Source organism: Pseudonocardia adelaidensis, assembly GCF_039543345.1.
GTDB lineage: Bacteria > Actinomycetota > Actinomycetes > Mycobacteriales > Pseudonocardiaceae > Pseudonocardia > Pseudonocardia adelaidensis.
Genome location: NZ_BAABJO010000013.1, coordinates 20,005 through 44,491 on the forward strand (window position 1 = coordinate 20,005; position 24,487 = coordinate 44,491).

The window sequence follows — 24,487 nt, forward strand, 5'->3', positions numbered from 1 at the left end:
GCCGTCCGGCCATCTCGCGACACGACGAGGAGCGAGAAGTGAAGTACATGCTGCTGATCTACGGTTCGCAGGACGTCCAGCCGCGGACGCCGGAGGAAGGCCAGCGGATCATGGACGAGTACTGGGCCTACGAGAAGGCCGTGGCGGACGCAGGCGTCCGGATCGCGAGTGACGCGCTGCAGGGCGTCGAGACCGCCACCACCGTCGAGGTGCGCGACGACGGCGAGCGCGTGGTCACCGACGGTCCGTTCGCCGAGACCCGCGAGGTACTGGGCGGCTACTACCTGCTCGACGTCCCGGATCTCGACGCCGCGCTCGACTGGGCGGCCCGCTGCCCGGGCGCCCAGCACGGGAGCCGGATCGAGGTGCGGCCGATCATGGAGTACGAGCAGTCGTGAACGGGGGAGCGGCCGGCTCCGTCGAGGCCGTCTTCCGCGAGGAACGGGGCCGGCTGCTCGCCACGCTCGTCGGCCAGTTCGGCGACCTCGACCTCGCCGAGGAGGTCGCATCGGATGCCGTCGCGGCGGCGCTGAAGCGCTGGCCGGTGGACGGTGTGCCGGGCCGGCCCGGTGCCTGGCTGCTCACCACGGCGCGGCGCAAGGCGGTCGACCGGCTGCGCCGGGACAAGGCGTACGCCGCGCGGCTCGCGGTGCTGCAGGCCGAGGCCGACCGCGACGGGCCCGCCGCGGAGCCCGCCGGCGACGAGGACGTCCCCGACGAACGCCTGCGCCTGTTCTTCACCTGCTGCCACCCGGCCCTCCCGCTCGAGGCGCAGGTGGCGCTCACGCTGCGCTGCCTCGCCGGGCTCTCCACCCCGGAGGTGGCGCGGGCGTTCCTGGTGCCCGCGGCCACCATGGCGCAGCGGATCGTGCGGGCCAAACGCAAGATCAAGGGTGCGCGGATCCCGTTCCGGGTGCCCGGCGCGGACGAGCTGCCCGCGCGGTTGCCGGGCGTGCTCCGGGTCGTCTACGCGATCTTCACGGAGGGGTACGCGGCGAGCGCGGGTCCCGAGCTGGTGCGGGGCGACCTCGCCGACGAGGCGATCCGGCTGGCGCGGATCCTGCACCGGCTGCTCCCCCGCGAGCGGGAGGTGGCGGGCCTGCTGGCGCTGATGCTGCTCGTCGACGCCCGCCGGGATGCGCGCACCGGGCCGGACGGACAGCTGGTGCTGCTCGCCGATCAGGACCGGTCGCGCTGGGACCGGGCGTTCATCGAGGAGGGCCGGAAGCTCGTGGTCACCGCGCTGCGGGGCGGCCGGCCGGGCGCCTACGCGCTGCAGGCCGCGATCGCGGCGGTGCACGACGAGGCCGCCGACGTCGACACCACCGACTGGCCGCAGGTGGTGGCCCTCTACGACGTGCTCGCGGACGTCGCCCCGTCCCCGGTGGTGGCGCTGAACCGGGCCGTCGCCGTCGCGATGCGGGACGGGCCCGCGGCCGGCCTCGCGCTGCTCGACGGGCTCGCTGCCGACGAACGGCTGCGCGGCTACCACCTCCTGCCCGCGGCCCGGGCCGACCTGCTGCGCCGCCTGGGTCGTCGGGCCGAGGCGGTCGCCGCGTACGAGGAGGCCATGGCCCTCGTCGGCAACGCCGCGGAGCGCGCGTACCTGGCGCGCAGGCTCGGCGAGGTGCGCCCGTAGCGGAGCGGTCCGGGGTCGGGGACGGCTACGCCGATCGACGTGCCGCCAGCTCCCGCAGCTTCGCGAGCGCCCGGTGCTGGGTGACCCGGACGGCGCCGGAGGTCGAGCCGACCGCGACCGCGGTCTCCACGGCCGTCATCCCCAGCGCGACCCGGAGCACCAGGATCTCCCGGTGCTGCTCGGGGAGCTGGTCGAGCAGTTCCCGCAGCTCGGCGACCAGACCGCCGTGGAGGGCCGCCTGCTCGGGCCCGTGCTCGACGTCCGGCTCGTCCGGCACGACCTCGGTGGGCACCGACCGGTCGCGGCCCGCCGCGCGGTAGGCGTCGACCACCTTGTTGCTCGCGATCCCGTAGACGAACGACATCACCCGCTTCTCGGGCCGCCACCGCTCCAGCGCCCCGACCACGGCGAACAGGGTGTCCTGGGCGATGTCCTCCGCGGACTGGGTGCCGAGCGTCCCGAATCCGATCCGGGCCCTGCAGTACTGCACCACCATCGGGCGGATCCGGGCGAGCAGGAGCTCGAGCGACTTCCGGTCGCCGCCCGAGGCCAGCCCGGCGAGACGGTTGAGCTCGGCATCACGACGGGCCGACCGGGCGACATCGGCCCGGTCGGCCTCCTCGACACCGATCACCTCGTCCCCGGTGGCTGACACCGGCGCCCCTCCTGCAGCTCGTGGAACGGTCCGATCGGAGTGCGCGGCGGGCGGACCCCCCGGTTCTCCACGTGCCTGCTTCGTCCGGTCGACGTGCCCTCGACCGGGTGACGCTTCGACGGCGAACAGTAGTCCGTACGCACCCATTCGCGCTTCCGTTCGGCGGCCGAACGCGGCATCCGGTCGGGATCGGCCGCATCGTGCCGAGTCACGGTGCGCCGGTGGCCCGCTGGGCGATCCGGCGGGGGGTGCGACGATTGGCCCCATGCACTACGTCGAGCACGTCGCCGACCTGGTCGGGAACACCCCTCTCGTCCGGCTCGGCGCGGTGGCCGAAGGCATCGCGGCACCCGTGCTGGCCAAGGTCGAGTACTTCAACCCCGGCGGCAGCGTGAAGGACCGCATCGCGCTGCGGATGGTCGAGGCGGCCGAGGCGTCGGGGGAGCTGCGGCCGGGCGGCACGATCGTCGAGCCGACGTCGGGCAACACCGGGGTCGGGCTCGCGATGATCGCCCAGCGCAAGGGCTACAAGTGCGTGTTCGTCTGCCCGGACAAGGTCAGCGAGGACAAGCGCAACGTGCTGCGCGCGTACGGCGCCGACGTCGTGGTGTGCCCGACGGCGGTCGACCCGGACCACCCCGACTCCTACTACAAGGTGTCCGACCGGCTCGTCGGGGAGATCGACGGGGCCTGGAAGCCCAACCAGTACGCCAACGAGCACAACCCGGAGTCGCACTACCTGGGCACCGGCCCGGAGCTGTGGGAGCAGACCGACGGGCGCATCACGCACTTCGTCGCCGGGATCGGCACGGGTGGCACCATCAGCGGCACCGGGCGCTACCTCAAAGAGGTGTCCGCCGGGCGGGTGCAGGTGATCGGCGCCGACCCCGAGGGGTCGGTCTACAGCGGCGGCAGCGGGCGCCCGTACCTGGTGGAGGGCGTCGGCGAGGACTTCTGGCCCACCACATACGACAAGGGGATCTGCGACCGGATCGTCGCCGTCTCCGACGCCGACTCGTTCGACATGACCCGCAGGCTCGCGCGCGAGGAGGCCCTGCTGGTCGGCGGTTCCTGCGGGATGGCCACGGTGGCGGCGCTGCGCGTGGCCCGCGAGCTCCCCGCCGACGCGGTGGTCGTCGTCCTGCTGCCGGACGGCGGTCGCGGCTACCTGGGCAAGGTCTTCAACGACAAGTGGATGGCGAGCTACGGCTTCCTGCCCCCGACGGAGGGCGCCACCGTCGGAGACGTGCTGCGCCGCAAGGACGGCACCACCCCCGACCTCGTGCACGCCCACCCCAACGAGACGGTGGCCGACGCCGTGCACTACCTGCGCGAGTTCCACGTCTCCCAGATGCCCGTGGTGCGGGCAGAGCCGCCGGTGATGGCGGCGGAGGTGGTCGGCGCCGTGGTGGAGCGCCACCTGCTGGACGCGCTCTTCACCGGCCGCGCGCAGCTGTCGGACCGGTTGGAGAAGCACATGTCCGCGCCGCTTCCCACGATCGGCGCGGGGGAGGCGCTGGACACGGCGATGACCGCGTTCGCCTCCGCCGACGCCGCCCTGGTGCTGGTGGACGGCAAGCCCGCGGGCGTCGTCACCCGCTCCGACGTACTGGCCTTCCTCGGTAGCTGATCGGCCCGGCCCCGTCGGCCGATCACGCAGAAGTGCTGTCCACCCGCCCCGAAACACGATTTCCCCCCGCTTCGCCGGCTGATCACCGGCCCACGGCCGGTGTCGTCGTCGCCGACGCCGTCACCGAGCCCGTCCCCTACGAGTCCATCGAGCGCACCCGCGCTCGCGTGACGCCCGGGCCGTCATCGCCACCCGGTCAGCCCTCGATTGCGGCAGTCGGGCGCGGGACAGATGGGAAGGACAGCGCAGCGCAGGGCGCCGAGAGGAGCACCCGCGCGGCCGTTCGGGCTCCCGGGAATTGCAGGAAAGTGGCTTTGCTGCAATCAGGGGAGCCGTGACTCGCTCCTGTTCGAGCTCTTCCTCGCTGTTGTCGAGTCGACGCTCTCGCACCACTACGAGGTGCTGCGCGAGGCCGGGCTCACCTGCACGCACGTGAACGGCCGCACCCGGGAGCTGGAGGAGCGCTTCCCCGGACTGCTGGAGTTCCTGAGCGCCGCGGTGGCCCGGGAGCTCCCGGCCACCGCCGCACCGGGGGATGGCAGCCGGCGGGGCGGGCAGGGCTAGCGTTGCCCCATGCGCGGCTTTTCCACCAACGCGATCCACGCCGGCCAGGAGCCGGACCCCACCACGGGGGCCGTGATCCCGCCGATCCACGCGTCGTCCACGTTCGCCCAGGACGGCGTGGGTGGCCTCCGGTCCGGCTACGAGTACTCGCGCAGCGCCAACCCCACCCGCACCGCACTGCAGGAGTGCCTCGCGGCGCTGGAGGGCGGCCGGCACGCCGTCGCGTTCGGTTCCGGGATGGGCGCCTCCGACGTGCTGCTGCGCGTGCTGCTCAAGCCCGGTGACCACGTCGTCATCCCGCACGACGCCTACGGCGGCACGTTCCGGTTGATCGACAAGGTGCTGACGCACTGGGGTGTGGAGTACACGCCGGTGGACCTCGGTGACATCCCCGCGCTGCGCGCGGCCGTGCGGCCCACCACGCGTGCCGTGTGGTGCGAGACTCCGACCAACCCGCTGCTCGGGATCGCCGACATCGCCGCGGTCGCCGACGTCGCGCGCACCGCGGGCGCGCGGCTGGTCGTCGACAACACGTTCGCCTCTCCGTACCTGCAGCAGCCGCTCGCCCTCGGTGCCGACGTGGTGCTCCACTCCACCACGAAGTACGTCGGCGGGCACTCCGACGTGGTGGGTGGTGCCCTCGTCACCAGCGACGACGAGCTCGCCGATGCGCTGCGGTTCACCCAGAACTCCGTCGGCTCGGTGCCGGGGCCGTTCGACGCGTGGCTGACGCTGCGGGGGGTGAAGACGCTCGCGGTGCGGATGGAGCGCCACAGCGACAACGCGGAGCGGGTCGCCGAGCTGCTGGCCGCCCACCCGGCCGTCACGCGCGTGTACTACCCGGGCCTCGCCGGGCACCCCGGCCACGAGGTTGCGGCCAAGCAGATGCGCCGCTTCGGCGGCATGGTGTCGTTCTCCGTCGCGGGTGGGCGCGCGGCCGCCCTGCGCGTGTGCGCGGCCACGCGGATCTTCACGCTCGCCGAGTCGCTCGGCGGCGTCGAGTCGCTCATCGAGCACCCGGGTGCCATGACGCACGCCTCCGTGGCCGGCTCGGTGCTCGAGGTGCCGGACGACCTGGTGCGGCTCTCGGTGGGGATCGAGGACGTCGAGGACCTGGCCGAGGACCTGCGGCAGGCGCTCGCCGCGGCGTCCTGAACCGCCGGTCGGTGGGGCGAGCGGCATTTCGGATCGCACCTTGCGTGCGACGGTGCAGTTCGCACGGGGAGGTCAGCCCTTCGCGGGAGCCGGGTCTGCTGCCGGCAGGGGAGCCACCGGGGCCGGCTCGGGTACCAGGATGTCGCCCGGCGCGATGCAGCCTCCGACGAGCTGGTAGCCGCCGCCCACCAGCTCGTAGCGTCCGGGGTCGTCGCATCCCGCGCTCTTGACCGTGACCACTGCGATCGCGGTGAGCACCGCGGCCACGAGCAGCGGAGCGATCGCCCGCAGCCGTGTCATCCCGACCTCCCCCGTGAGCGACGGCCCGTACGGCTCACCGCTCCGTGCCCACGAGGTTACCGGGATGGCCGTCGCGGTGCCGCGACGGTGGGTCGCGGGGCCGGTGCGAGGATGCCCGCATGGGCGCCGTCGACACCCCCGTTCCTCCGGTCGGGGTAGCGGAGGTCCGGGCGGCCCGCGAGCTGCTCACCGGTGTGGTGTCCGCCACCCCGGTGGCAGGCTCCCGTGCCCTGTCCGAGCTCTGCGGCGGGCCGGTGTGGCTCAAGTGCGAGAACCTCCAGCGCACGGGATCGTTCAAGATCCGTGGCGCGTACACGCGGATCGCCCGCCTGGACCCGGCGGAGCGGTCCCGCGGGGTGGTGGCCGCGAGCGCCGGCAACCACGCACAAGGCGTAGCGCTCGCCGCGCGGATGCTCGGCACGCGGGCCACCGTCTTCATGCCCGAGCGGGCCGCGATCCCGAAGGTCGGCGCCACGCGGGCCTACGGCGCCGAGGTGCACCTGGTCGGCGAGACGATCGACGGCAGCATCGCGGCCGCCACCGAGTTCGCCGAGCGGACCGGGGCCGTGTTCGTGCACCCGTTCGACCACCCGGACGTGATCGCCGGGCAGGGCACCGTGGGGCTCGAGGTGCTGGAGCAGGTGCCGGACGTCCGGACGGTGCTCGTCTGCACCGGCGGCGGTGGGCTGCTCGGCGGGATCGCCGCGGCCGTGAAGGGGCAGCGTTCCGACGTCGCCGTGGTCGGTGTGCAGGCCGCCGGGGCGGCGGCATGGCCGCCGTCGCTCGCCGCCGGCGGCCCGCGCTCGCTCGAGGGCATGCGGACCGTGGCCGACGGCATCGCGGTCGGCCGGCCGGGCGACGTGACGTTCCCGCAGGTCGCGGCGCTCGTCGACGAGATCGTGACGGTGGGGGAGGAAGCGCTCTCCCGCGCGTTGCTGCACTGCCTCGAACGGGCGAAGCTCCTCGTGGAGCCGGCGGGAGCGGCGGCGGTGGCGGCGCTGCTGGAGGACCCGCGGCGGTTCCCGACGCCGGCCGTGGCCGTGCTCTCCGGCGGCAACGTCGACCCGCTGGTGCTCCTGCACGTGATCGAGCACGGGATGGCGGCCGCGGCCCGCTACCTGTCGCTGCGGGTGCGGGTGGGGGACCGGCCGGGCGCGCTGGCCGAGCTGCTCGCGCTGGTGGGATCGCTCGGGGCCAACGTGCTCGACGTGTCGCACTCGCGGGTCTCCGGCACCCCGCTCGGCGACGTGGAGATCGCGATCTCGATGGAGACCCGGGGCCCCGAGCACTGCACCGAGGTGGTGGACGCCCTGAACGCCGCCGGGTACTCCCTGGTCTGATCCCCCCGGACAACCGTCGGCCCGCGAACGGAGCCGAGCTCCGCCCGCGGGCCGCGGTGTGCGATCAGGCGCGGAACGGCTCCGCGGAGACCAGCGTGACCTCCATGCTGCCGCCGTCGGGCAGCTGGTAGGCGCGCGTGTCGCCGGGGTGGGCGCCCAGGAGCGCAGCGCCGAGCGGGCTGTTCGGCGACACGACCTCCAGGTCGGCGCGGCTGCCCTCCTCACGGGAGCCGAGCAGCACCGTCTCGGTCTCGTCGTCGCCGTCGTAGCGGATCTTCAGCACCATGCCGGGGGCGGCGGTGTCGGAGTCGGAGGGCGTCTCGCCGACCTTCGCGGTGCGCAGCAGCTCCTGCAGCTGCCGGATCCGTGCCTCCTGCTGCCCCTGCTCCTCGCGTGCGGCGTGGTAGCCGCCGTTCTCCTTGAGGTCGCCCTCCTCGCGGCGGGCGTTGATCTCGGCGGCGATGACCGGGCGGTTGGCGATCAGCTCATCGAGTTCCTGCTTGAGCCGGTCGTAGGCATCCTGGGTCAGCCAGGTCGCCTGGGTATCCGTCACGGTCATCACTCCTCCAGCCTGTCCAGGGTCCATGTGACTCACGGACCACTTCGCCCGCGGCCACGACCGCCCCTGAGGGCGGCCCGGTTCGAGGGCGGCAAAGCCCCGAGTAAGGAAAAACACGACCCGCCTGCGGGCCGTGTGATTCCAACGGTAACACGGGACCTGCCGCTCGTCGCAGCCTTTCGACGAACGGTCGGGCGTCCCCGGAAGTTCCCGGCACCGCTATCGCTGCTGGTCACGCCGTTGCACGTGCACCTGCTCGCGCGCCACGCCGGGCCGTTCGGCATCCGGGCGACCGCTGATCGTAGCCGTCTCGGGGAGCGGATGCGAGCGTTGCGACGGACGGGCCGGCCCCTCGCGCTGGTGGCAGCGGCCGAACACGGACCGTGACAACCGGCCGGGGGAAGGAGCGGGCCCCCGGTCGCGTTGCACGAACCGTCGGGCGTGTCTGGGACCATCGACATCCCGATCAACCGTGATACCGGCCCTCCGAGGGCCCGAGTTGGAAGGAACGCGGCCGTTCCCATGTCCTCGATCCATCCGAGCAGTGCCGGCCCGCTGCGGCTCATGACGGTGCACGCGCACCCCGACGACGAGTCCAGCAAGGGCGCGGCCACCACGGCCCGCTACGTGGCGGAGGGCCACGAGGTCATGGTCGTCACCTGCACCGGGGGTGAGGCCGGCAGCATCCTCAACCCGGCGATGAACCGCCCCGAGGTGCTCGAGAACATGGCCGAGATCCGGCGCGCCGAGATGGCCCGGGCCGCCGAGATCCTCGGTGTGGAGCACCGGTGGCTCGGCTTCGTCGACTCCGGCCTCCCCGAGGGCGACCCCAAGCCGCCGCTGCCGGAAGGGTGCTTCGCCGTGCAGCCCCTCGACGTCGCCACCGAGCGCCTGGTGCGCGTCGTCCGCGAGTTCCGGCCGCACGTGCTCGTCACCTACGACGAGAACGGTGGCTACCCGCACCCCGACCACATCCGGTGCCACGAGATCTCGGTGGCCGCCTTCGAGGCCGCGGGTGACCCCGACCGCTTCCCCGATTCCGGCGCGCCGTGGCAGCCGCTCAAGCTGTACTACTCGCACGGCTTCTCCAAGAAGCGGATGGAGCTGTTCCACGAGGCGCTGCTGGCGCGCGGGATGGAGTCGCCGTACGAGGAGTGGCTGAAGAACTGGCCCGCCGACCGCCGCGACCCGAGCGAGCGGGTCACCACCCGCGTGGAGTGCGCCGACTGGTTCGAGACGCGCGACAAGGCACTGCTCGCCCACGAGACCCAGATCGACCCCGGCAGCCGGTGGTTCTTCGTCCCGCTCGAGATCCAGCGCGAGATCTGGCCCACCGAGGACTACGAGCTCGTCCGCAGCGTCGTCGACGCCCCGGTCCCCGAGGACGACCTGTTCGCCGGCATCCGGGCGCCCGTGGCGGTGCGGCCGGCGGTCTGAGCGGCCACACGGGCGCTTCGCGAACACTTTCCGACGGGCGCGTACCGTTTGCCGGATGAGTCCGCTGCTGGTCGAGGCCGTTCCAGCCGGTACGGCGGTGATCGCCGTGCCGGCGCAGAACCCCGCCCCGCCACCGGGGCAGGGTGAGGAGTTCGGCAAGGCGTCACCCGTCGCGCTCGTCGTCATCCTCACGTTGGCGCTGGTCACGATCCTGCTGATCCGCGGCATGAGCAAGCGCATCCGCCGCCTGCCCGGGAGCTTCGAGAAGACCGACGAGGAGCAGAAGGGCGACAAGGAGAAGGCGGACGGCGGCAGCGCCTGAGAGAGTTGTGTGATGCCGAACCGCCTGGCCTCGGCCACCAGCCCGTACCTGCTCCAGCACGCCGGCAACCCCATCGACTGGTGGGAGTGGTCGGACGAGGCGTTCGCCGAAGCGGCCCACCGGGGCGTGCCCGTCCTGCTGTCGGTCGGCTACGCCGCCTGCCACTGGTGCCACGTGATGGCGCACGAGTCGTTCGAGGATGCGGCCACGGCCGACCAGGTCAACGCCGACTTCGTCGCGATCAAGGTGGACCGGGAGGAGCGCCCGGACATCGACGCGGTGTACATGGCCGCGACGCAGGCGATGACCGGCCAGGGCGGCTGGCCGATGACGTGCTTCCTCACGCCCGCGGGGGAGCCGTTCCACTGCGGCACCTACTACCCGCCCACGCCCCGGGCCGGCATGCCCGGCTTCCGGCAGCTCCTCGACGCCGTCACCACCGCGTGGCGGGAGGACGGTGCGCGGGTGCGCGCTGCGGCCGGGGAGATCGCGGCCCGGCTCGCCGACAGCGCCGCCGTCGTGCTGCCGTCGGCGGGGATCGACCCCGACCTGCTGGACCGTGCCGCGGACGCCCTCGAGGAGCAGTTCGACGCGCGGGCGGGCGGGTTCGGCGGCGCACCGAAGTTCCCGCCGTCCATGGCGCTGGAGTTCCTCCTGCGCCGGCACGAGCGGACCGGCGGCGCCGAGGTGCCGGGCTCGGTCGCCGTGACGTGCGAGCGGATGGCCCGCGGCGGGATCTACGACCAGCTGGCAGGCGGGTTCGCCCGTTACAGCGTGGACGCGGGCTGGGTGGTGCCGCACTTCGAGAAGATGCTCTACGACAACGCCCTGTTGCTGCGGGTCTACGCGCACCTGGCGCGGCTGTCACCCGATCCGCTCCCGCGGCGGGTCGCCGAGGAGACCGCGGCCTTCCTGCTGCGTGACCTGCGCACCGCCGAGGGTGGTTTCGCCTCCGCGCTCGACGCCGACACCGAGGGCGTCGAGGGCCTCACGTACGCCTGGACACCTCGGCAGCTGCGGGACGTGCTCGGCGCCGAGGACGGGACGTGGGCGGCCGCGCTGCTCACAGTCACCGACACCGGGACGTTCGAGCACGGCTCGTCCACACTGCAGCTGCTCGCCGACCCCGACGACCCGGCCCGCTGGCAGCGGGTGCGTGCCGCGCTGCTGGCCGCCAGGGCGGCGCGGCCGCAGCCCGCCCGCGACGACAAGGTCGTCACCTCGTGGAACGGCCTCGCGATCCTCGCGCTCGCCGAGGCCGGGACGGCTCTCGGGCACCCGGAGTGGGTGGCGGGCGCGGCGGAGACCGCCGACCTGCTGCTGCGGCTGCACGTCGTCGACGGGCGGCTGCGGCGCTCGTCGCGCGCCGGCACGGTCGGTGCCGCCGCGGGCGTCCTGGAGGACCACGGCTGCCTGGCCGACGGGCTGCTCGCGCTGCACCAGGCCACCGGGGAGCCCCGCTGGCTGGCCGCCGCCACCGAGCAGCTCGACACGGCGCTCGCGCACTTCGCCGACCCGGACCAGCCGGGCTCGTTCTTCGACACCGCCGACGACGCCGAGGCGCTCCTGCACCGCCCCCGCGACGTCACGGACAACGCCTCCCCGTGCGGCGCGTCCGCGCTCGCGTCCGCGCTGCTGACCGCGTCGGTGCTGGTGGCCGAGCCCGATCGGTACCGCACCGCGGCCGAGGCGGCTCTGCGCTCCGCCGGCGTCCTCGCCGAGAAGCACCCGCGCTTCGCCGGTCACTGGCTCACGGCGGCCGAGGCGATGGTGCGGGGCCCGTTGCAGGTCGCGGTGGTCGGTGCGGACGGCGACGCGGGCCGGGACGCGCTGCTCACCCACGCCCGCAGGCTGGCCGCGGGCGGCACGGTCGTCGTTCGCGGGCGGCCCGACGCACCAGGCGTCCCACTGCTCGCCGACCGCCCCCTCGTCGACGGCGGAGCGGCGGCCTACGTCTGCCGCGGCTTCGTCTGCGACCGCCCGGCCACCACGGTGGAAGAGCTCACCGCGAGCCTCCTCCTGCGCCCCTGACGACCTTTCGGGAGTCGCGGTCCGCTTGCGTGGACCGTGTCAGTCGACGACGAGGCCGCCGGTGAGGTTGGCGATCGTCCCGGTCATCGCACTGGAACGGTCCGAGGCGACGAAGGCGGCCACATCGGCGATCTCGGCGACCGCGGGCAACCGCTTGCGCAGTGTCAGGCCCTCCATCCGGGCCTGGAACGCGTCGCGGCTGATGCCGTAGGCGTCGGCGTGCAGGCCGTACACCTCGGAGAGCTGCGTCGTTTCGGGCATCCCCGCTGCGTTCAGGCACACGACTCGGACGCCGTGCGGCCCGAGCTCGGCGGCGAGACCGCGCGACAGCGATTCGATCGCCGCCCATGCCGGTGCCATACCACCCATGCGCGGGGTGGCTGTCCGCGACGGAGACGCAGTGATCATCAGGATCACGCCCGCCCCCTGCTGGCTACTCATGCGCCGTCCCGCAGCCCTGGCGGTCAGGAAGTTGGCCTTGGGGTAGGTGGCCATGGGCAGGTCGAAGCCCTCGGGCGACAGGTCGACGATCCGGGTGCCCTGAATACCCGTCTGGGGGAGGCTGATGGCGTTGAAGGAGATGTCCAGGGATCCGGCGTCGCGGACCACCGCGTCGGCGTGCGTTTCGACGGCATCGGCGTCCAGCACGTCCACCACGGCGACATCGGCGAGGCCACCCGCGGTCTGGATCTTCTTTGCGACCACTTCCAGCGTGGACCTGGTGCGCCCGGCGAGGAAGACCCGGGCTCCCTCCGCGGCGAAGGCGTGCGCGACGGCGCTTCCGATCGCCCCGCTCGCTCCGTACACGATCGCGTTCTTCTGCTCGAGCAACACTGTCAGCTCCTGGTGAGGTGGATCGGCCGGACAGCCGAGCCGGCAGGGGCGCCTTGCCGAGCGCCGTCGGCATCCTAGTTGCGTGATGCAACTGCAGGAACGTAGCAGTCCGTGGTCTCGTCATGCAACCAGGCCGGATATCCTGTACCGATGCTGGGCCGTACCTACGCAACGCAAGACTGCTCGGCGGCGCGCGCGCTCGAGGTCGTCGGTGAGCGCTGGAGCCTGATGATCATTCGCCATGCGCTCTTCCGGGGGATCACCCGCTTCGGGGAGTTCCAACGCAGCCTCGGGATCGCCCGCAACATCCTCGCGGCGCGGCTCGACCACTTCGTCGAAGAAGGGCTGATGGAGCGGCAACCCGATCCGACGGGATCGCCCTACCACGACTACGTCCTGACCGAGAAGGGCCGCGAGCTGCAACCTGTCATCGTGGCCCTCACGCACTGGGGCGACCGCTGGGTCGCGCCAGGCGATCCCCCCGTCATCCTCAGGCACGCCCGCTGCGGCGGCGCCGTCCACCAGCAGACCGTCTGCCGCGACTGCGGCCAACCTGTGGCCGCCGACGCGGTCGAAGCACACCCCACGGCGCGCCAGGCGTCACAACCCTGACCCGAGCCGGAGTCGGTGTCCGCGGAAGGCGTGGTGCCGGAGCGTCGTCGTGGCACCCGCTCCCCGTCCGTCCTGCTCGCCGGCATCGAGCTGCTCGGCGTCGTGCTCGGTACGTCGACCGATGGATTCGGCGCCTCCCCGGATCTCCACCTACGAGAACCAGCTCGAGGAGGCAGACGTGCAGGGACCTACCCGGATCGAAGGATCGGTGGCGCTGGTGACCGGGGCCAACAGGGGCATCGGCCGCGCGATCACCGAGGCACTGTTGGAGCGCGGCGCGACGAAGGTCTACGCCACGGCGCGTGATCCGAAGACGCTCGCGGTGTTGCAGGAGCGCTACGGCTCTCGCGTGGCCGCGTTGCGGTTGGACGTCACCGACGCCGACCAGGTCGCCGAGGTCGCACGGGAGGCCGCGGACGTCGATGTGCTGTTCAACAACGCGGGTGCGTTCGAGCCGACGGAGCTGACCGACGAGGCGATCGTCGAGGTTGCTCGGCGCGAGATGGAGGTCAACTACTTCGGGGCCTTGCGGATGCTGCGAGGCTTCGGGGACGCGCTGGTGCGCCGCGGTGGCGCCATCGTCAACGTCGGTTCGGCGGCCGGCCTCAGCAACGTGCCGCTCCAATCCACGTACAGCGCGTCGAAGGCCGCGCTGCACTCGCTGACCCAGGCGTCACGCGCCCTGTTGGCGGGTCGGCGGGTGCGGGTGCACGGCGTCTACCCGGGGCCCGTCGACACCGACATGACGAAGGACCTCCCGCCTCAGTTCGAGAAGACCCCGCCGGAGGTCGTCGCGAACGCGATCCTCGACGGCGTCGAGGCAGGCGACGAGGACATCTTCCCGGACCGCTTCGCCCTGACCTTCGGCGAGCAGTTCCACTCCTCGCCCAAGAGCGTGGAGCGGCAGCTGGCGGCGATCGTCGCGACCCCGGCGTAGGGGCGGTTCATGAACCCGGTCGTGCACCTCGAGCTGCACACCCACGATCTCTGCGGCGCGAGCGTTCTACGAGCGGCTGCTGCAGTGGCGCACGGAGCGGATCGACGTCCGCCGGGGTTCCTACCACGCGCTCGCGCTCGGCGGGCCGCTCGATGGCGGGATCGTCGAGTGCGGCACGGCGTCCGCGACGTGGCTCCCGTACGTGGAGGTCGAGGAGATCGACGCGATCACCGAGCGCGGACGCCGGCTCGGCGCGTCGGTGCTTCTCCCGGCGCGGGAGGGCCCGGCGGGGTGGAGCAGCGTGCTGCGATCGAGCGTGGGCGGCGAGATCGCGCTCTGGCAGCCCGAGCAGCCTCGTGAGGGGAACGGGATGACCGAGTCAACGCTGCTCGAAGCCGCCGTGGCGGGGAACGAGAGCGCCTACGTGGAGCTCGTCGAGGGGCACCGCCGCGCGCTGCACGCGCACTGTTACCGGATGCTCGGCTCGGTCCACGACGCCGAGGACGCGGTGCAGGAGACGCTGTTGCGGGCGTGGCGGGGCCTGTCGTCGTTCCAGGGCCGGAGCTCGTTGCGTTCGTGGCTGTACACGATCGCGACCAACGTCTGCCTGAGGGCGATCGAGCGTCGACCGGGACGCGTGCTGCCGATCGGCTACGGCCCACCGGCCGATCCGCACGAGCCGCTCGGTGAGCCGCTCGTCGAATCGACATGGATCGAGCCGTACCCCGACGAGCGGCTCGGCCTCGACGGCGGGCCGGCCGGCCCGGAGGCGCGGTACGAGCAGCGGGAGAGCATCGAGCTGGCGTTCGTCGCGGCGCTCCAGCACCTCCCGGCCCGCCAACGGGCGGTGTTGATCCTGCGCGACGTGCTCGGCTTCTCCGGCGCGGAGGTCGCCGCTGCGCTCGAGACGACCCCGGCGTCGGTGTACAGCACGCTGCAGCGCGCCCACCAGACCGTCGAGCAGCGCATCCCCGAGGTCAGTCAGCAGGCGACCTTGCGATCGCTCGGTGACGAGGGGCTGCGAGCGATCGTGGACAGCTACGTCCGCGCCTGGGAGCGCAACGACGTCGACGCGATCGCGGCGATGCTGACCGAGAGCGCGACGATCGCGATGCCGCCGACCGCAACGTGGTACCGCGGCCGGTGCGCGGTGGCAGCTGGCCTCGGAGTGCTGGCGCTCAGCGGCCGGATGACGTGGCGGCTGACCCCCACCCGCGCCAACGGTCAGCTCGCAGTCGTGGCCTCCAGCCGGGACCGGGGCGGCACCTTCGTGCCGAACCACGTCGCCGTGCTCACGCTCCGCGGCTCGCTGATCGACGAGATCAACTTCTTCCTCACCACGAGCCACTATCGCGGTCCCGGTGCAGACGAGTCGGGCTCGGGAGCGCCGGCGTTCGCCCCGTGAGAACACTCCCACGTTACGGCCATTGCGATGTAATCTCGTAAGCATCAGTCGTGGGAGGTCGTGATGATGGGCGGACGGATGCATCGAGGATGGCCCGGGGGCCGGGGGCGCGGGCCCGGGCGGGGCGGTTGGCAGCAGGCCGATCTCCCCGGCGCGGACGACGCGGCGGCGTGGCTGCAGGGCAGGCTGCCCGACGGGTGGTTCACGGGCGCGCCCGACGTCACGGTCGACCGGGAGGAGATCTTGATCGTCGGGGAGCTGCCGCCGCTGGAGGGCGAGTTCGCGGACACCGAGTCCGGCCGCGCGGACCGGGCAGCGGCCGTGGCGGGCCGGATCTCCCGGTTCCGCGAGACCACCCGCGAGGAGCGCATCGAGATCGCGCGCCAGGCGGAGCACCGCTACCAGCGGAAGGTGGCGTGGGGCGCGCGGATCGGCGACACCGAGGAGCTGTTCACGGTGGCCTCGGTGCCGGTGATGACGCGGCTGCGTCAGCCGGAGCGCATCGTGCTCGACACGCTCGTCGACTCGGGGGTCGCCCGCTCCCGCTCCGACGCGCTGGCCTGGGCGGTCAAGCTGGTCGGCCAGCACGCCGACGAGTGGCTGGGCGAGCTGCGGGAGGCGATGGCGCGCGTGGACGAGCTTCGCGCGAAGGGCCCGACCGGCGGCAGCGCCTAGCCGGCCCCGGTCACCGGATCTTCTGGCCGTACACGCGCTCGACGTGCAGGGCCAGGAGCACCCGGCGGTCGGCCACCATCACGGACCGGTACTCGTCCCAGTCGGGGTGCTCGCCCGCGGCCGACCGGTAGTAGCCGACCAGCGCCTCCACCTCGGGGCCGTGCGGGTCGGTGCCGGGGCCGATCAGCTCGGCCGTGCCGTCGGCGGTGGCCCAGGCCCACCCGTCGGCGCTGGTCACCTCGAGCGCAGCGCGCGGATCGCGCCGGAGGTTCGACGTCTTCGCCCGGCCCTCCACGACCGAGACGTAGATGACCCCCGCGTCCCGGTCGTAGTACGGCGTGACGGGGGAGAGCTGCGGGCGGCCGTCGGCCCGGAGGGTGGCGAGCACGCCGATCCGGCTCTCGGCCAGCAGCGCGTGGGGATCGAAGGCAGTGGCGGCGCTGTCGGTGGCGGACGTCATGACCGGGCCAACCGCGCCGTGCCGGGCGGCATTCCGCCGGGTCAGAACAGGAGCCGGGTCAGAACAGGATGAGCCAGATCGCCACGTGGTGGCAGATCGCCGCGAGCACGGTGGCGGCGTGGAAGAACTCGTGGTACCCGAACGTGGCAGGCCACGGGTTGGGCCGGCGCGTGGCGTAGAAGATCGCGCCGACGGTGTAGAGCAGGCCACCGACCAGAATCAGCACCAGCGCCGCCACCCCGCCGCCGACGAGGATCGCGGGGATGACGAACACCGCCACCCAGCCGAGTGCGATGTAGATCGGCACCCCGACCCACGCGGGCGCGTGCGGCCACGCCGTCTTCAGCACGACGCCGGCGAGCGCGCCCACCCACACCACCGTGAGCACCGTGCGGGCGGTGCCGGGATCCATGGCGAGCGCGGCCACCGGTGTGTAGGTGCCTGCGATGAACAGGAAGATCATCGAATGGTCGAGCCTGCGCATCACGGCCCGGCCGCGCGGTGTGCGCCAGGTGCGCCGGTGGTAGAGCGCGCTCACCCCGAACAGGCCGAGTGTGGTGGCTGCGTACACGGAGACGGCGAGCGCCGCGGCCGCCCCGACCAGGGCCGCCGAGACGGCGATCAGGGTGGCGCCTGCCGCGATCGAGACGGTGAACGACCAGAAGTGCAGCCAGCCACGCATCCGCGGCTTGAGCAGCGGCCCGCCGGGAGATGGCGAGTCCATGGTTCCGGTGGTCACCCGGCCGAGGTTACGACAGCATCGAGGGCTTCGAGGTGTCCTGTGCGTGAACGCACGGCCAGGCCGTGGCTCGCGATCCACGGGACACGGCCTAGGTCTGCGGGCGGCGAGGGGGCCGGGCGTACGCTGTTCCGCCGTGGGTGTCCGCGACCTGCTGTACTCGGTGTACGAGCGCAAGCTGAGCCGAGAGCTGGCCGGTGCGGCCGCGCGGCCCCGGCACGTGGCGGTGATGCTCGACGGCAACCGTCGATGGGCGCGCGACGCGGGTTTCGTCGACGTCAACGACGGCCACCGCGTGGGCGCCGCGAGGATCGCCGACCTGCTCGCGTGGTGCGAGGAGGCCGGCGTCGAGGTCGTGACGCTGTGGCTGCTGTCCACCGACAACCTCAAGCGACCGTCCGAGGAGCTCGAGCCGCTCCTGAAGATCATCACCGACGTCGTCGACGAGCTCTCCGGCCCCGCCGGCCGCTGGCGGCTGCGCGTCGTCGGTGCCCTCGAGCTCCTTCCGGGCGACATGGCCGACAAGCTCTCGGCCGCCGCGGCGCGCACGCAGGGGCGGCCGGGGCTCGAGCTGAACGTCGCGATCGGGTACGGCGGCCGGCAGGAGATCGCCGACGCGGTCCGCAAGCTGCTGCTGCAGCACGCCGAGTCGGGCACCACGATCGAGGAGCTCGCCGAGGTGCTCGACGTCGATCACATCGCCGCGAACCTGTACACGTCCGGCCAGCCCGATCCGGATCTGGTGATCCGCACCTCGGGAGAGCAGCGGTTGTCCGGCTTCCTGCTCTGGCAGTCGGCGCACTCGGAGTTCTGGTTCTGCGAGGCCTACTGGCCCGAGTTCCGCCGGGTCGATTTCCTGCGCGCGTTGCGCGACTACGCGGCCAGGCACCGCCGGTTCGGTTCCTAGCTCGTACCTGACACGTTCGTACCCGACCCGCTCGGCACCACACAAAACGGCGCCGGACCCTAAGGCCCGGCGCCGTTCCGCGATCGATCCTACGAGATCAGTCGTCGATCTCGGCGCTGTCGCCGGACTCGGCGGCCGCGGTGCAGGAGTCGTCGAGCGTGGTGTCGCCGTCGCGGTCGGCGTCGGTGTCGTTGTGGCCCAGCAGACCCAGGCCGAGCGCACCGGTCAGGTCGGCGAGCACGTTGGTGTCGTTCAGCGGCACCTGGACACCCAGGACGTTCACCGGGACCTGGTTGTCGCAGACGTTCACCGGGACGGCGATGTTGTTGCCGGCCACGTTGATCAGGCCCTCGTTCGAGCCGTCGATGCTGTTGACGTCCTCGACCTTGGACTTGCCGTGGTGACCGTGCCCGTGACCGTCGTGGTCGTCCTTGTCGCCAGCGAAGGCGAGCGGGCTCACCGCGAGCAGACCGGCAGCGGCCGTGGCCACGACAATTCCAGCCTTCTTCAGCACAGTTCATCTCCTGTTGAGTGTCCGGAGTCGACCGGAGCCGATCCCATTCAGAGTCAGCGTTTATGGCCGGGGAGCCCTCGCTGACTGCGGAAAAAGCTAGCGGGCCGCGGTGGCCGGAAACAAACCACGTACCACTATCGTGTGAGCCGAGTACTCCCAGTTTGGTTACGCCCTCTTTCGGGGGTGCTGCCCGCCCGCCACTGCGGCCCGTTCGGCAGTGATCGCCACGGACCGTGAGTGTTAATCACCCGGATGCGCGCGTATCTTTTTTGCCGGCAACGGAGCGTGTTCGCGACTGTTCCGCACCATTCCCCGAGTTCTGGCGGGCTGCGCACGGCGGGATGTGCGCGCCGGCCATCCGTTCGTCAGCCCGGCGCTCCTGCCGCGCGAGCCCGGGTGCGCCGGGTGGCCGGGTCGTCGCGGGCCGACCGGGTCAGGACACCCACAGCGGCCACGACGGGCGGTGTCCGTGGAGCGATGGACGGTAGTCCGTTCCGCTAATTCTCGGTTCGCTGACGCAGGACAACACACAGTTGCTGTTGACCGCACCCGGGTGACCGCCGGTAGCGTTCACGGTGGCGGCCCGTACCCGATGCGGACTGCTGGGGAGGCCCTGGTCGTGGTGGCAGTTGCACCAGAGGGGGCCGGCACCCGGCCCTCTTGGGCGTGTGCGGCGGCGAGCTCCAGGCCGTCGGCAGCGACCGAGCCAGGGTCGACCGGCCCACCGGTGATGTGGACGCGGTGCCGCGTCCACCAGGGAGCACTCGTCGGCCGCTCGTCCGGGCCCGGCACCTCGGGCACCGGTGGCGGTCGCACCGAGCGCTAGCGAGGAGCCTCCGTGACCGACCGTCGTACTGCCCCCGCTTCGCCCACCACCCGCTGCTACGTGCTCGACACCTCGGTGCTGCTCTCGGACCCGTGGTCGCTGACCCGGTTCGACGAGCACGAGGTCGTCCTGCCGCTCGTGGTGATCTCCGAACTCGAGGGCAAGCGGCACCACCCGGAACTGGGGTGGTTCGCCCGCACGGCGTTGCGCATGCTCGACGAACTGCGCATCGAACACGGCCGCCTGGACGCGCCGGTGCCGATCGGCACCGCAGGCGGAACCCTGCACGTCGAGCTCAACCACAGCGACCCGGAGGTGTTGCCCGCGGGTTTCCGCACCGACTCCAACGACAGCCGGATCCTGGCGTGCGCCCTGAACCTGGCCGCCGAGCGCAAGCTCGCGGGCCTCGGTGAGGTGGTGCTGGTGAGCAAGGACATGCCGCTGCGGGTGAAGGCCGCCGCCGTCGGGTTGCAGGCCGACGAGTACCACGCCCTCGACGTGGTGCCCTCGGGGTGGACCGGGATGGCCGACCTGGAGGTCACCGCCGACGACGTGGACGCGCTCTTCCGCGACGGGGCGATCGACCACGATGCCGCCCGCGAGCTGCCGGCCAACACCGGGCTGCGGCTCATCGGCGGAGCCTCGGCCGCGCTCGGCCGGATCGGCGCGGACAAGCGGGTGCGGCTCGTGCGCGGGGACCGCGAGGCGTTCGGGCTGCACGGGCGCTCCGCGGAGCAGCGCGTCGCGCTCGACCTGCTCCTCGACCCCGAGGTCGGCATCATCTCGCTCGGCGGCCGCGCCGGCACCGGGAAGTCCGCGCTGGCGTTGTGCGCGGGCCTGGAGGCGGTGATGGAGCGCCAGCAGCACCGCAAGGTCGTCGTGTTCCGGCCGCTCTACGCCGTCGGCGGGCAGGAGCTCGGCTACCTCCCCGGCAGCGAGAGCGAGAAGATGGCCCCCTGGGCACAGGCCGTCTTCGACACCCTCGGCGCACTGGTCAGCCAGAACGTCCTCGAGGAGGTCATCGCCCGCGGCATGCTCGAGGTGCTCCCGCTCACCCACATCCGCGGGCGCTCCCTGCACGACGCGTTCGTGATCGTCGACGAGGCGCAGTCGCTGGAGCGCAACGTGCTGCTCACGGTGCTCTCCCGGCTCGGCACCGCGTCCCGGGTGGTGCTCACCCACGACGTCGCGCAGCGCGACAACCTGCGGGTCGGCCGCCACGACGGCATCGCGGCCGTCATCGAGAAGCTGAAGGGCCACCCGCTCTTCGCCCACGTCACGCTCACCCGGAGCGAGCGCAGCCCGATCGCGGCGCTCGTGACGGAGATGCTGGAGGGGCCTGCCGCCTAACGAGCTCGGATTGCAGCAAAGCCACTTTCACGCAACGTGCTTGCATGAAAGTGGCTTTGCTGCAATTGGGGACGGCCTCACAGGCCGTGGGGGGTGCCCTCCGTGAAGCCCGCCGTGGTCTGGACGCCCACCGCTGCGCGCTCGTGCAGCTCGTCCAGGCTCCGCGCGCCGGCGTAGGTGCACGCCGAACGGACGCCGGAGCAGATCTCGTCGAGCACGTCCTCCACGCCGGGTCGCACCGGGTCGAGCAGCTGCTTCGAGCTGGAGATGCCCTCCTCGAACAGGGCCTTGCGGGCGCGGTCGAACGCGCTCTCCTCGCGGGTGCGGGCGCTCACCGCGCGCTTGGAGGCCATCCCGAACGACTCCTTGTACGGCCGCCCGCCCTCGTCGCGCAGCAGGTCGCCGGGCGACTCGTAGGTGCCGGCGAGCCAGGAGCCGATCATCACCGCGGACGCACCGGCGGCCAGGGCCAGCGCCACGTCGCGCGGCCAGCGGACCCCGCCGTCCGCCCAGATCCGCACGCCGAGGTCACGGCCGGCAGCCGCGCACTCCAGCACCGCGGAGAACTGCGGGCGCCCGACACCCGTCATCATCCGCGTGGTGCACATCGCGCCCGGGCCCACGCCAACCTTGACGATGTCGGCTCCCGCGGCCGCGAGATCGCGCACGCCCTCCGCGGTGACGACGTTGCCCGCGGCCACCGGCACGGTCGAGCCCGCCTCGGAGACGACCTTCCGGACGGCGCGCAGCGCGTCGAGCATCCTGTCCTGGTGGCCGTGCGCCGTGTCGACCACGAGCACGTCCACGCCGGCGTCCAGCAGGGCCTTGGCCTTGACCCCCACGTCGCCGTTGATCCCCACCGCCGCCGCGGTGCGCAGCCGGCCGTCGCCGTCGAGTGCGGGGCGGTAGAGCTCGGCCCGCAGCGCACCGAGCGCGGTGAGCAGGCCGGCGAGCCGGCCGTCGGAGTCCAGCCCGAGCGCCACGCGGCGGGCGCCGAGCGCCTCGAACACCTCGCGCGGGGGCGTGTCCAGCGGGAGCGTGAGCGGGTTCCCGTCGAGCACGTCGCCCAGCCGCGTGAAGCGGTCGACCCCGGTGCACGCCGCCTCGTCGACGGTGCCGACCGGGCGGCCGCCATCGTCCACCACGACGACCGCGCCGTGTGCCCGCTTGGGCAGCAGGTTGAGCGCGTCGGCCACGGCATCGGCCGGCGTGAGCACGAGCGGCGTGTCCCACACCGGATGCCGGGACTTGATCCAGGCGACGATCCCGGCCACCGCCTCGGGTGCAACGTCCTGGGGGAGCACGGTGAGACCGCCGCGGCGGGCCAGCGTCTCGGCCATCCGCCGCCCGGCCACCGACGTCATGTTCGCGGCGATCACCGGGACCGTGGCGCCGGAACCGTCGGCCGTGGTGAGGTCGACGTCGTACCGCGATGCGACCGACGACCGGCCCGGGACGAGGAAGACATCGTCGTAGGTGAGGTCGTGGTTCGGCTCTTGCCCGTCGAGGAAGCGCACGAGAAGACGAGTCTACGCGCTCGCCGACCAGTCCGTGACGTCGTGCGGCGACCGCGGGAGCGGCCGGACCTCCCGCACCCACTCTGCGCGGAGGCCCGGCAGGCAGACCTGCACGAGCTCGTCGGCGACCGGCGTCGGGACGTCCCAGCCGGGCGGAACCGGCTCGACGCCGTCGAGCAGCGCGAACAGGTAGTCGTTCCACGCCCCGTAGTCGGTGGCGAGCGCCAGCTCACCGGGCGCCGTGAACTCGACGGTGGCGTACCCGTCCCAGAGCGGCTCGCCGACCAGCATGTGCGCGTCCAGGACGGTGACGCCGCACCGGCCACCCCACGCCCAGACCGGTGGCCTGCCGTTCGTGAGCACGCCGGCCCGTTCCATCGCGGCGACCATCGCGGCGTACGCCTTGCGGAACGCGTCGCCCCGGCTCCGCGGAACGTGCTCCCACGAGCCGACCAGCTCGCCGGACTCCCGCAGCTCGGCCAGCCGGGAGAGCGGCTGGAACGACCAGAGCCGGATCACTCGCGCAGCAGCGCGCGGACGGCGTCGATCGTGTCGGCCTCCGCGGGCGTCTTGTCGGGGCGGTAGCGCAGCACCCGGGCGAACCGCAGCGCCACGCCGCCCGGGTACCGCGGGCTGCGCTGCACGCCGTCGAGCTCGATCTCCACGACGAGCTCGGGGCGGAGCAAGACCTCGTGGCTGTGCTCACCCGCCCCGCCGGCTTCCGTCCCCCGAGGTTCCTCCCGGGCGAGCCCGGGGAAGGTGGCGGTCTGCCAGGCGAGCAGCTCGTCGGTCATGCCCTTGAAGGTCTTGCCCACCATGATCGGCTCACCGCCGTCTGGGTCGCGTGCCCCGAGGTGGATGTTGGAGAGCGAGCCGGTCCGCCGGCCGTACCCCCATTCGGCGCCCAGCACGACGAGGTCGAGCGTGTGCACCGGCTTGACCTTCTGCCACGCCCGGCCCCGCCGCCCCGCCGCGTACGGCGCCGTCAACGACTTGACCATCACGCCCTCGTGGCCCGCCTCGAGCGCGCGTTCGAGCAGCTCGGCGGCCTCCTCGGGAGTGGGGCGCACGGCCCCCGGCATCCGGTGCGCGGCCGCGACCCGCTCCAGCGCGCGGAGCCGGACGTGCAGCGGCTCGTCGAGCAGGTCGGCGCCGTCGAGGTGCAGGCAGTCGAAGAAGAACGGCTGCAGCAGCAGCTCGCCCGCGGCCGCGCCGAAGCGGCTCATCGTCTCCTGGAACGGGCGCGGCCTGCCGTCGTCGCGCAGCGCGAGCGTCTCGCCGTCGAGCACCACCGAGCGGCAGGGGAGGGCACGGACCAGCTCGACCAGCTCCGGGACGCTCGCCGTGATCTCCCGCAGGGTGCGCGTCCAGACCCGCACCTCGTCGCCGTGGCGGTGGACCTGGATGCGCGCGCCGTCGAGCTTGAACTCGACGGCCACCTCCGGCGCCAGCTCGGCCAGCGCGGTGTCGAGCGCCTCGGCGGGGGAGGCCAGCATGGGCCGCACCGGCCTGCCGACCTGCAGCGTGACGGCCTCGAGGCCGGTGACGCCCTCGGTGAGTGCGAGCCGGGCCGTGGCCGGGAGCTGCCCGGAGAGCATGAACGCGCGGCGTACGACCGTGGACGGGACCTCCGCGGCCGCGGCGATCGCCTCCAGCATCACGCCTTCGAGGGCGCCCTGGCGCAGCTCGCCGGTGAGCAGCCTGCGCAGGAACGCCTGCTCGTCGGCGGTGGCGGCGCCGAACAGCTCCCCGAGCAGCGCGGTGCGGCGGGCCGTGGAGCCCGCACCGGTGGTGGCCGCCAGCTCGTCGAGGGTGTGCTCGACCGCGACGACCTCCAGTGTGGGCCGCGCCGCCGGCCGGGCGTCGATGCCGGCGAGCGTTCGCCATCCGGTGCCCAGCCGGCTCTGGCGCGGCTCGCCGGCCAGCCATGCCGTGGCGGGCTCGACCTCGGCGCCCTCGGCGCGGCGCAGCAGGGCGGCCAGCGCGGCCGTCTTCGCCCTGCGGGCGCGGGTGGCCCCGACCGCGGCGGAGGTGGCGACGACGTCGGCGAGGAGCACGCCCCCCATCCTGACAGCGCGC

25 protein-coding genes are annotated in these 24,487 nt (G+C 72.9%); 15 read left to right on the forward strand and 10 right to left on the reverse strand.

Going from position 1 to position 24,487, the window contains the following annotated elements; all coding sequences use genetic code 11:
* Positions 1-38: 38 nt before the first annotated feature.
* Positions 39-398 carry a YciI family protein gene (locus ABEA81_RS18650; RefSeq protein ID WP_425570602.1) on the forward strand — a complete coding sequence of 120 codons (360 nt, stop codon included), beginning with the start codon at positions 39-41 and terminating at the stop codon, positions 396-398.
* On the forward strand, positions 395-1,639 hold the full coding sequence (locus ABEA81_RS18655) for an RNA polymerase sigma factor (RefSeq protein WP_345606445.1): 1,245 nt from the start codon (positions 395-397) through the stop codon (positions 1,637-1,639). Before ABEA81_RS18650 ends, ABEA81_RS18655 begins: the two co-directional genes overlap by 4 nt.
* 25 nt (positions 1,640-1,664) lie before the next feature.
* Here ABEA81_RS18655 and shbA read toward each other — a convergent pair whose 3' ends face one another.
* Positions 1,665-2,294 (reverse strand): RNA polymerase sigma factor ShbA, encoded by a 630-nt coding sequence (shbA, locus tag ABEA81_RS18660; RefSeq protein ID WP_345606446.1) that lies wholly within the window; start codon positions 2,292-2,294, stop codon positions 1,665-1,667.
* A 265-nt stretch (positions 2,295-2,559) separates the two neighbouring features.
* Here shbA and ABEA81_RS18665 point away from each other — a divergent pair, with 265 nt between their 5' ends.
* The 3 genes from ABEA81_RS18665 to ABEA81_RS18675 all read left to right on the forward strand — a co-directional run bounded on the left by ABEA81_RS18665 (position 2,560) and on the right by ABEA81_RS18675 (position 5,643).
* Positions 2,560-3,924 (forward strand): cystathionine beta-synthase, encoded by a 1,365-nt coding sequence (locus ABEA81_RS18665; protein ID WP_345606447.1) that lies wholly within the window; start codon positions 2,560-2,562, stop codon positions 3,922-3,924.
* A 399-nt stretch (positions 3,925-4,323) separates the two neighbouring features.
* The gene (locus ABEA81_RS18670) at positions 4,324-4,488 is read left to right on the forward strand and encodes a hypothetical protein (RefSeq protein ID WP_345606449.1); all 165 of its coding nucleotides are present in this window, start codon (positions 4,324-4,326) and stop codon (positions 4,486-4,488) included.
* A gap of 9 nt (positions 4,489-4,497) precedes the next feature.
* Positions 4,498-5,643: a cystathionine gamma-synthase gene (locus ABEA81_RS18675; RefSeq protein WP_345606451.1), complete on the forward strand. Its 1,146-nt coding sequence runs from the start codon at positions 4,498-4,500 to the stop codon at positions 5,641-5,643.
* Between the two features lie 72 nt (positions 5,644-5,715).
* On the opposite strand, the gene ABEA81_RS18680 is transcribed toward ABEA81_RS18675, so the two are convergent.
* A complete protein-coding gene (locus ABEA81_RS18680) occupies positions 5,716-5,943 on the reverse strand; it encodes a hypothetical protein (RefSeq protein WP_345606453.1) in 228 nt (75 codons plus the stop codon).
* Between the two features lie 119 nt (positions 5,944-6,062).
* Here ABEA81_RS18680 and ilvA point away from each other — a divergent pair, with 119 nt between their 5' ends.
* Positions 6,063-7,283, forward strand: a complete 1,221-nt coding sequence (ilvA, locus tag ABEA81_RS18685) for a threonine ammonia-lyase (protein WP_345606454.1) — start codon at positions 6,063-6,065, stop codon at positions 7,281-7,283.
* Between the two features lie 64 nt (positions 7,284-7,347).
* On the opposite strand, the gene greA is transcribed toward ilvA, so the two are convergent.
* A complete protein-coding gene (greA, locus tag ABEA81_RS18690; RefSeq protein WP_345606456.1) occupies positions 7,348-7,842 on the reverse strand; it encodes a transcription elongation factor GreA in 495 nt (164 codons plus the stop codon).
* 522 nt (positions 7,843-8,364) lie between these two features.
* On the opposite strand from greA, the gene mca reads away from it, so the two are divergent.
* From mca to ABEA81_RS18705, 3 genes are read left to right on the forward strand one after another with little or no spacing between them, the layout of a single operon-like run.
* A complete protein-coding gene (gene mca, locus ABEA81_RS18695) occupies positions 8,365-9,279 on the forward strand; it encodes a mycothiol conjugate amidase Mca (RefSeq protein ID WP_345606457.1) in 915 nt (304 codons plus the stop codon).
* A gap of 55 nt (positions 9,280-9,334) precedes the next feature.
* Positions 9,335-9,601, forward strand: coding sequence for a hypothetical protein (locus tag ABEA81_RS18700; protein ID WP_345606458.1), 267 nt, complete (start codon positions 9,335-9,337; stop codon positions 9,599-9,601).
* Positions 9,602-9,613: 12 nt separating this feature from the next.
* Positions 9,614-11,632 carry a thioredoxin domain-containing protein gene (locus ABEA81_RS18705; protein ID WP_345606459.1) on the forward strand — a complete coding sequence of 673 codons (2,019 nt, stop codon included), beginning with the start codon at positions 9,614-9,616 and terminating at the stop codon, positions 11,630-11,632.
* A 39-nt stretch (positions 11,633-11,671) separates the two neighbouring features.
* Here ABEA81_RS18705 and ABEA81_RS18710 read toward each other — a convergent pair whose 3' ends face one another.
* Positions 11,672-12,466 carry an SDR family NAD(P)-dependent oxidoreductase gene (locus ABEA81_RS18710; protein ID WP_345606460.1) on the reverse strand — a complete coding sequence of 265 codons (795 nt, stop codon included), beginning with the start codon at positions 12,464-12,466 and terminating at the stop codon, positions 11,672-11,674.
* A gap of 150 nt (positions 12,467-12,616) precedes the next feature.
* Between ABEA81_RS18710 and ABEA81_RS18715 the strand changes: the two genes are divergently transcribed.
* The 4 genes from ABEA81_RS18715 (at position 12,617) to ABEA81_RS18730 (ending at position 16,095) form a co-directional block, all read left to right on the forward strand.
* Positions 12,617-13,078 (forward strand): winged helix-turn-helix transcriptional regulator, encoded by a 462-nt coding sequence (locus ABEA81_RS18715; RefSeq protein WP_345606461.1) that lies wholly within the window; start codon positions 12,617-12,619, stop codon positions 13,076-13,078.
* A gap of 178 nt (positions 13,079-13,256) precedes the next feature.
* Entirely contained in the window at positions 13,257-14,015 is a 759-nt protein-coding gene (locus tag ABEA81_RS18720) for an SDR family oxidoreductase (protein WP_345606462.1), read from the forward strand.
* A gap of 202 nt (positions 14,016-14,217) precedes the next feature.
* Positions 14,218-15,420, forward strand: coding sequence for a sigma-70 family RNA polymerase sigma factor (locus ABEA81_RS18725; protein WP_345606463.1), 1,203 nt, complete (start codon positions 14,218-14,220; stop codon positions 15,418-15,420).
* A 78-nt stretch (positions 15,421-15,498) separates the two neighbouring features.
* On the forward strand, positions 15,499-16,095 hold the full coding sequence (locus ABEA81_RS18730) for a hypothetical protein (protein WP_345606464.1): 597 nt from the start codon (positions 15,499-15,501) through the stop codon (positions 16,093-16,095).
* Positions 16,096-16,105: 10 nt separating this feature from the next.
* Here ABEA81_RS18730 and ABEA81_RS18735 read toward each other — a convergent pair whose 3' ends face one another.
* Together ABEA81_RS18735 and trhA are read right to left on the reverse strand one after the other, a co-directional pair.
* On the reverse strand, positions 16,106-16,555 hold the full coding sequence (locus ABEA81_RS18735) for a PPOX class F420-dependent oxidoreductase (protein ID WP_345606465.1): 450 nt from the start codon (positions 16,553-16,555) through the stop codon (positions 16,106-16,108).
* Between the two features lie 58 nt (positions 16,556-16,613).
* On the reverse strand, positions 16,614-17,279 hold the full coding sequence (trhA, locus tag ABEA81_RS18740; RefSeq protein ID WP_345606648.1) for a PAQR family membrane homeostasis protein TrhA: 666 nt from the start codon (positions 17,277-17,279) through the stop codon (positions 16,614-16,616).
* A 151-nt stretch (positions 17,280-17,430) separates the two neighbouring features.
* Between trhA and ABEA81_RS18745 the strand changes: the two genes are divergently transcribed.
* Positions 17,431-18,201, forward strand: a complete 771-nt coding sequence (locus tag ABEA81_RS18745; RefSeq protein WP_345606466.1) for an isoprenyl transferase — start codon at positions 17,431-17,433, stop codon at positions 18,199-18,201.
* Between the two features lie 97 nt (positions 18,202-18,298).
* On the opposite strand, the gene ABEA81_RS18750 is transcribed toward ABEA81_RS18745, so the two are convergent.
* A complete protein-coding gene (locus ABEA81_RS18750) occupies positions 18,299-18,715 on the reverse strand; it encodes a hypothetical protein (protein WP_345606467.1) in 417 nt (138 codons plus the stop codon).
* Positions 18,716-19,553: 838 nt separating this feature from the next.
* Between ABEA81_RS18750 and ABEA81_RS18755 the strand changes: the two genes are divergently transcribed.
* Positions 19,554-20,891, forward strand: a complete 1,338-nt coding sequence (locus ABEA81_RS18755; protein WP_345606468.1) for a PhoH family protein — start codon at positions 19,554-19,556, stop codon at positions 20,889-20,891.
* 77 nt (positions 20,892-20,968) lie between these two features.
* On the opposite strand, the gene ABEA81_RS18760 is transcribed toward ABEA81_RS18755, so the two are convergent.
* Genes ABEA81_RS18760 through ABEA81_RS18770 form a run of 3 tightly spaced genes read right to left on the reverse strand, consistent with a single transcriptional unit; the run spans position 20,969 to position 24,465 of the window.
* The gene (locus tag ABEA81_RS18760; protein ID WP_345606469.1) at positions 20,969-22,408 is read right to left on the reverse strand and encodes a GuaB1 family IMP dehydrogenase-related protein; all 1,440 of its coding nucleotides are present in this window, start codon (positions 22,406-22,408) and stop codon (positions 20,969-20,971) included.
* A gap of 12 nt (positions 22,409-22,420) precedes the next feature.
* The gene (locus ABEA81_RS18765; RefSeq protein WP_345606470.1) at positions 22,421-22,927 is read right to left on the reverse strand and encodes a hypothetical protein; all 507 of its coding nucleotides are present in this window, start codon (positions 22,925-22,927) and stop codon (positions 22,421-22,423) included.
* On the reverse strand, positions 22,924-24,465 hold the full coding sequence (locus tag ABEA81_RS18770) for an ATP-dependent DNA ligase (RefSeq protein ID WP_459077152.1): 1,542 nt from the start codon (positions 24,463-24,465) through the stop codon (positions 22,924-22,926). Before ABEA81_RS18770 ends, ABEA81_RS18765 begins: the two co-directional genes overlap by 4 nt.
* Between the last annotated feature and the right edge of the window lie 22 nt (positions 24,466-24,487).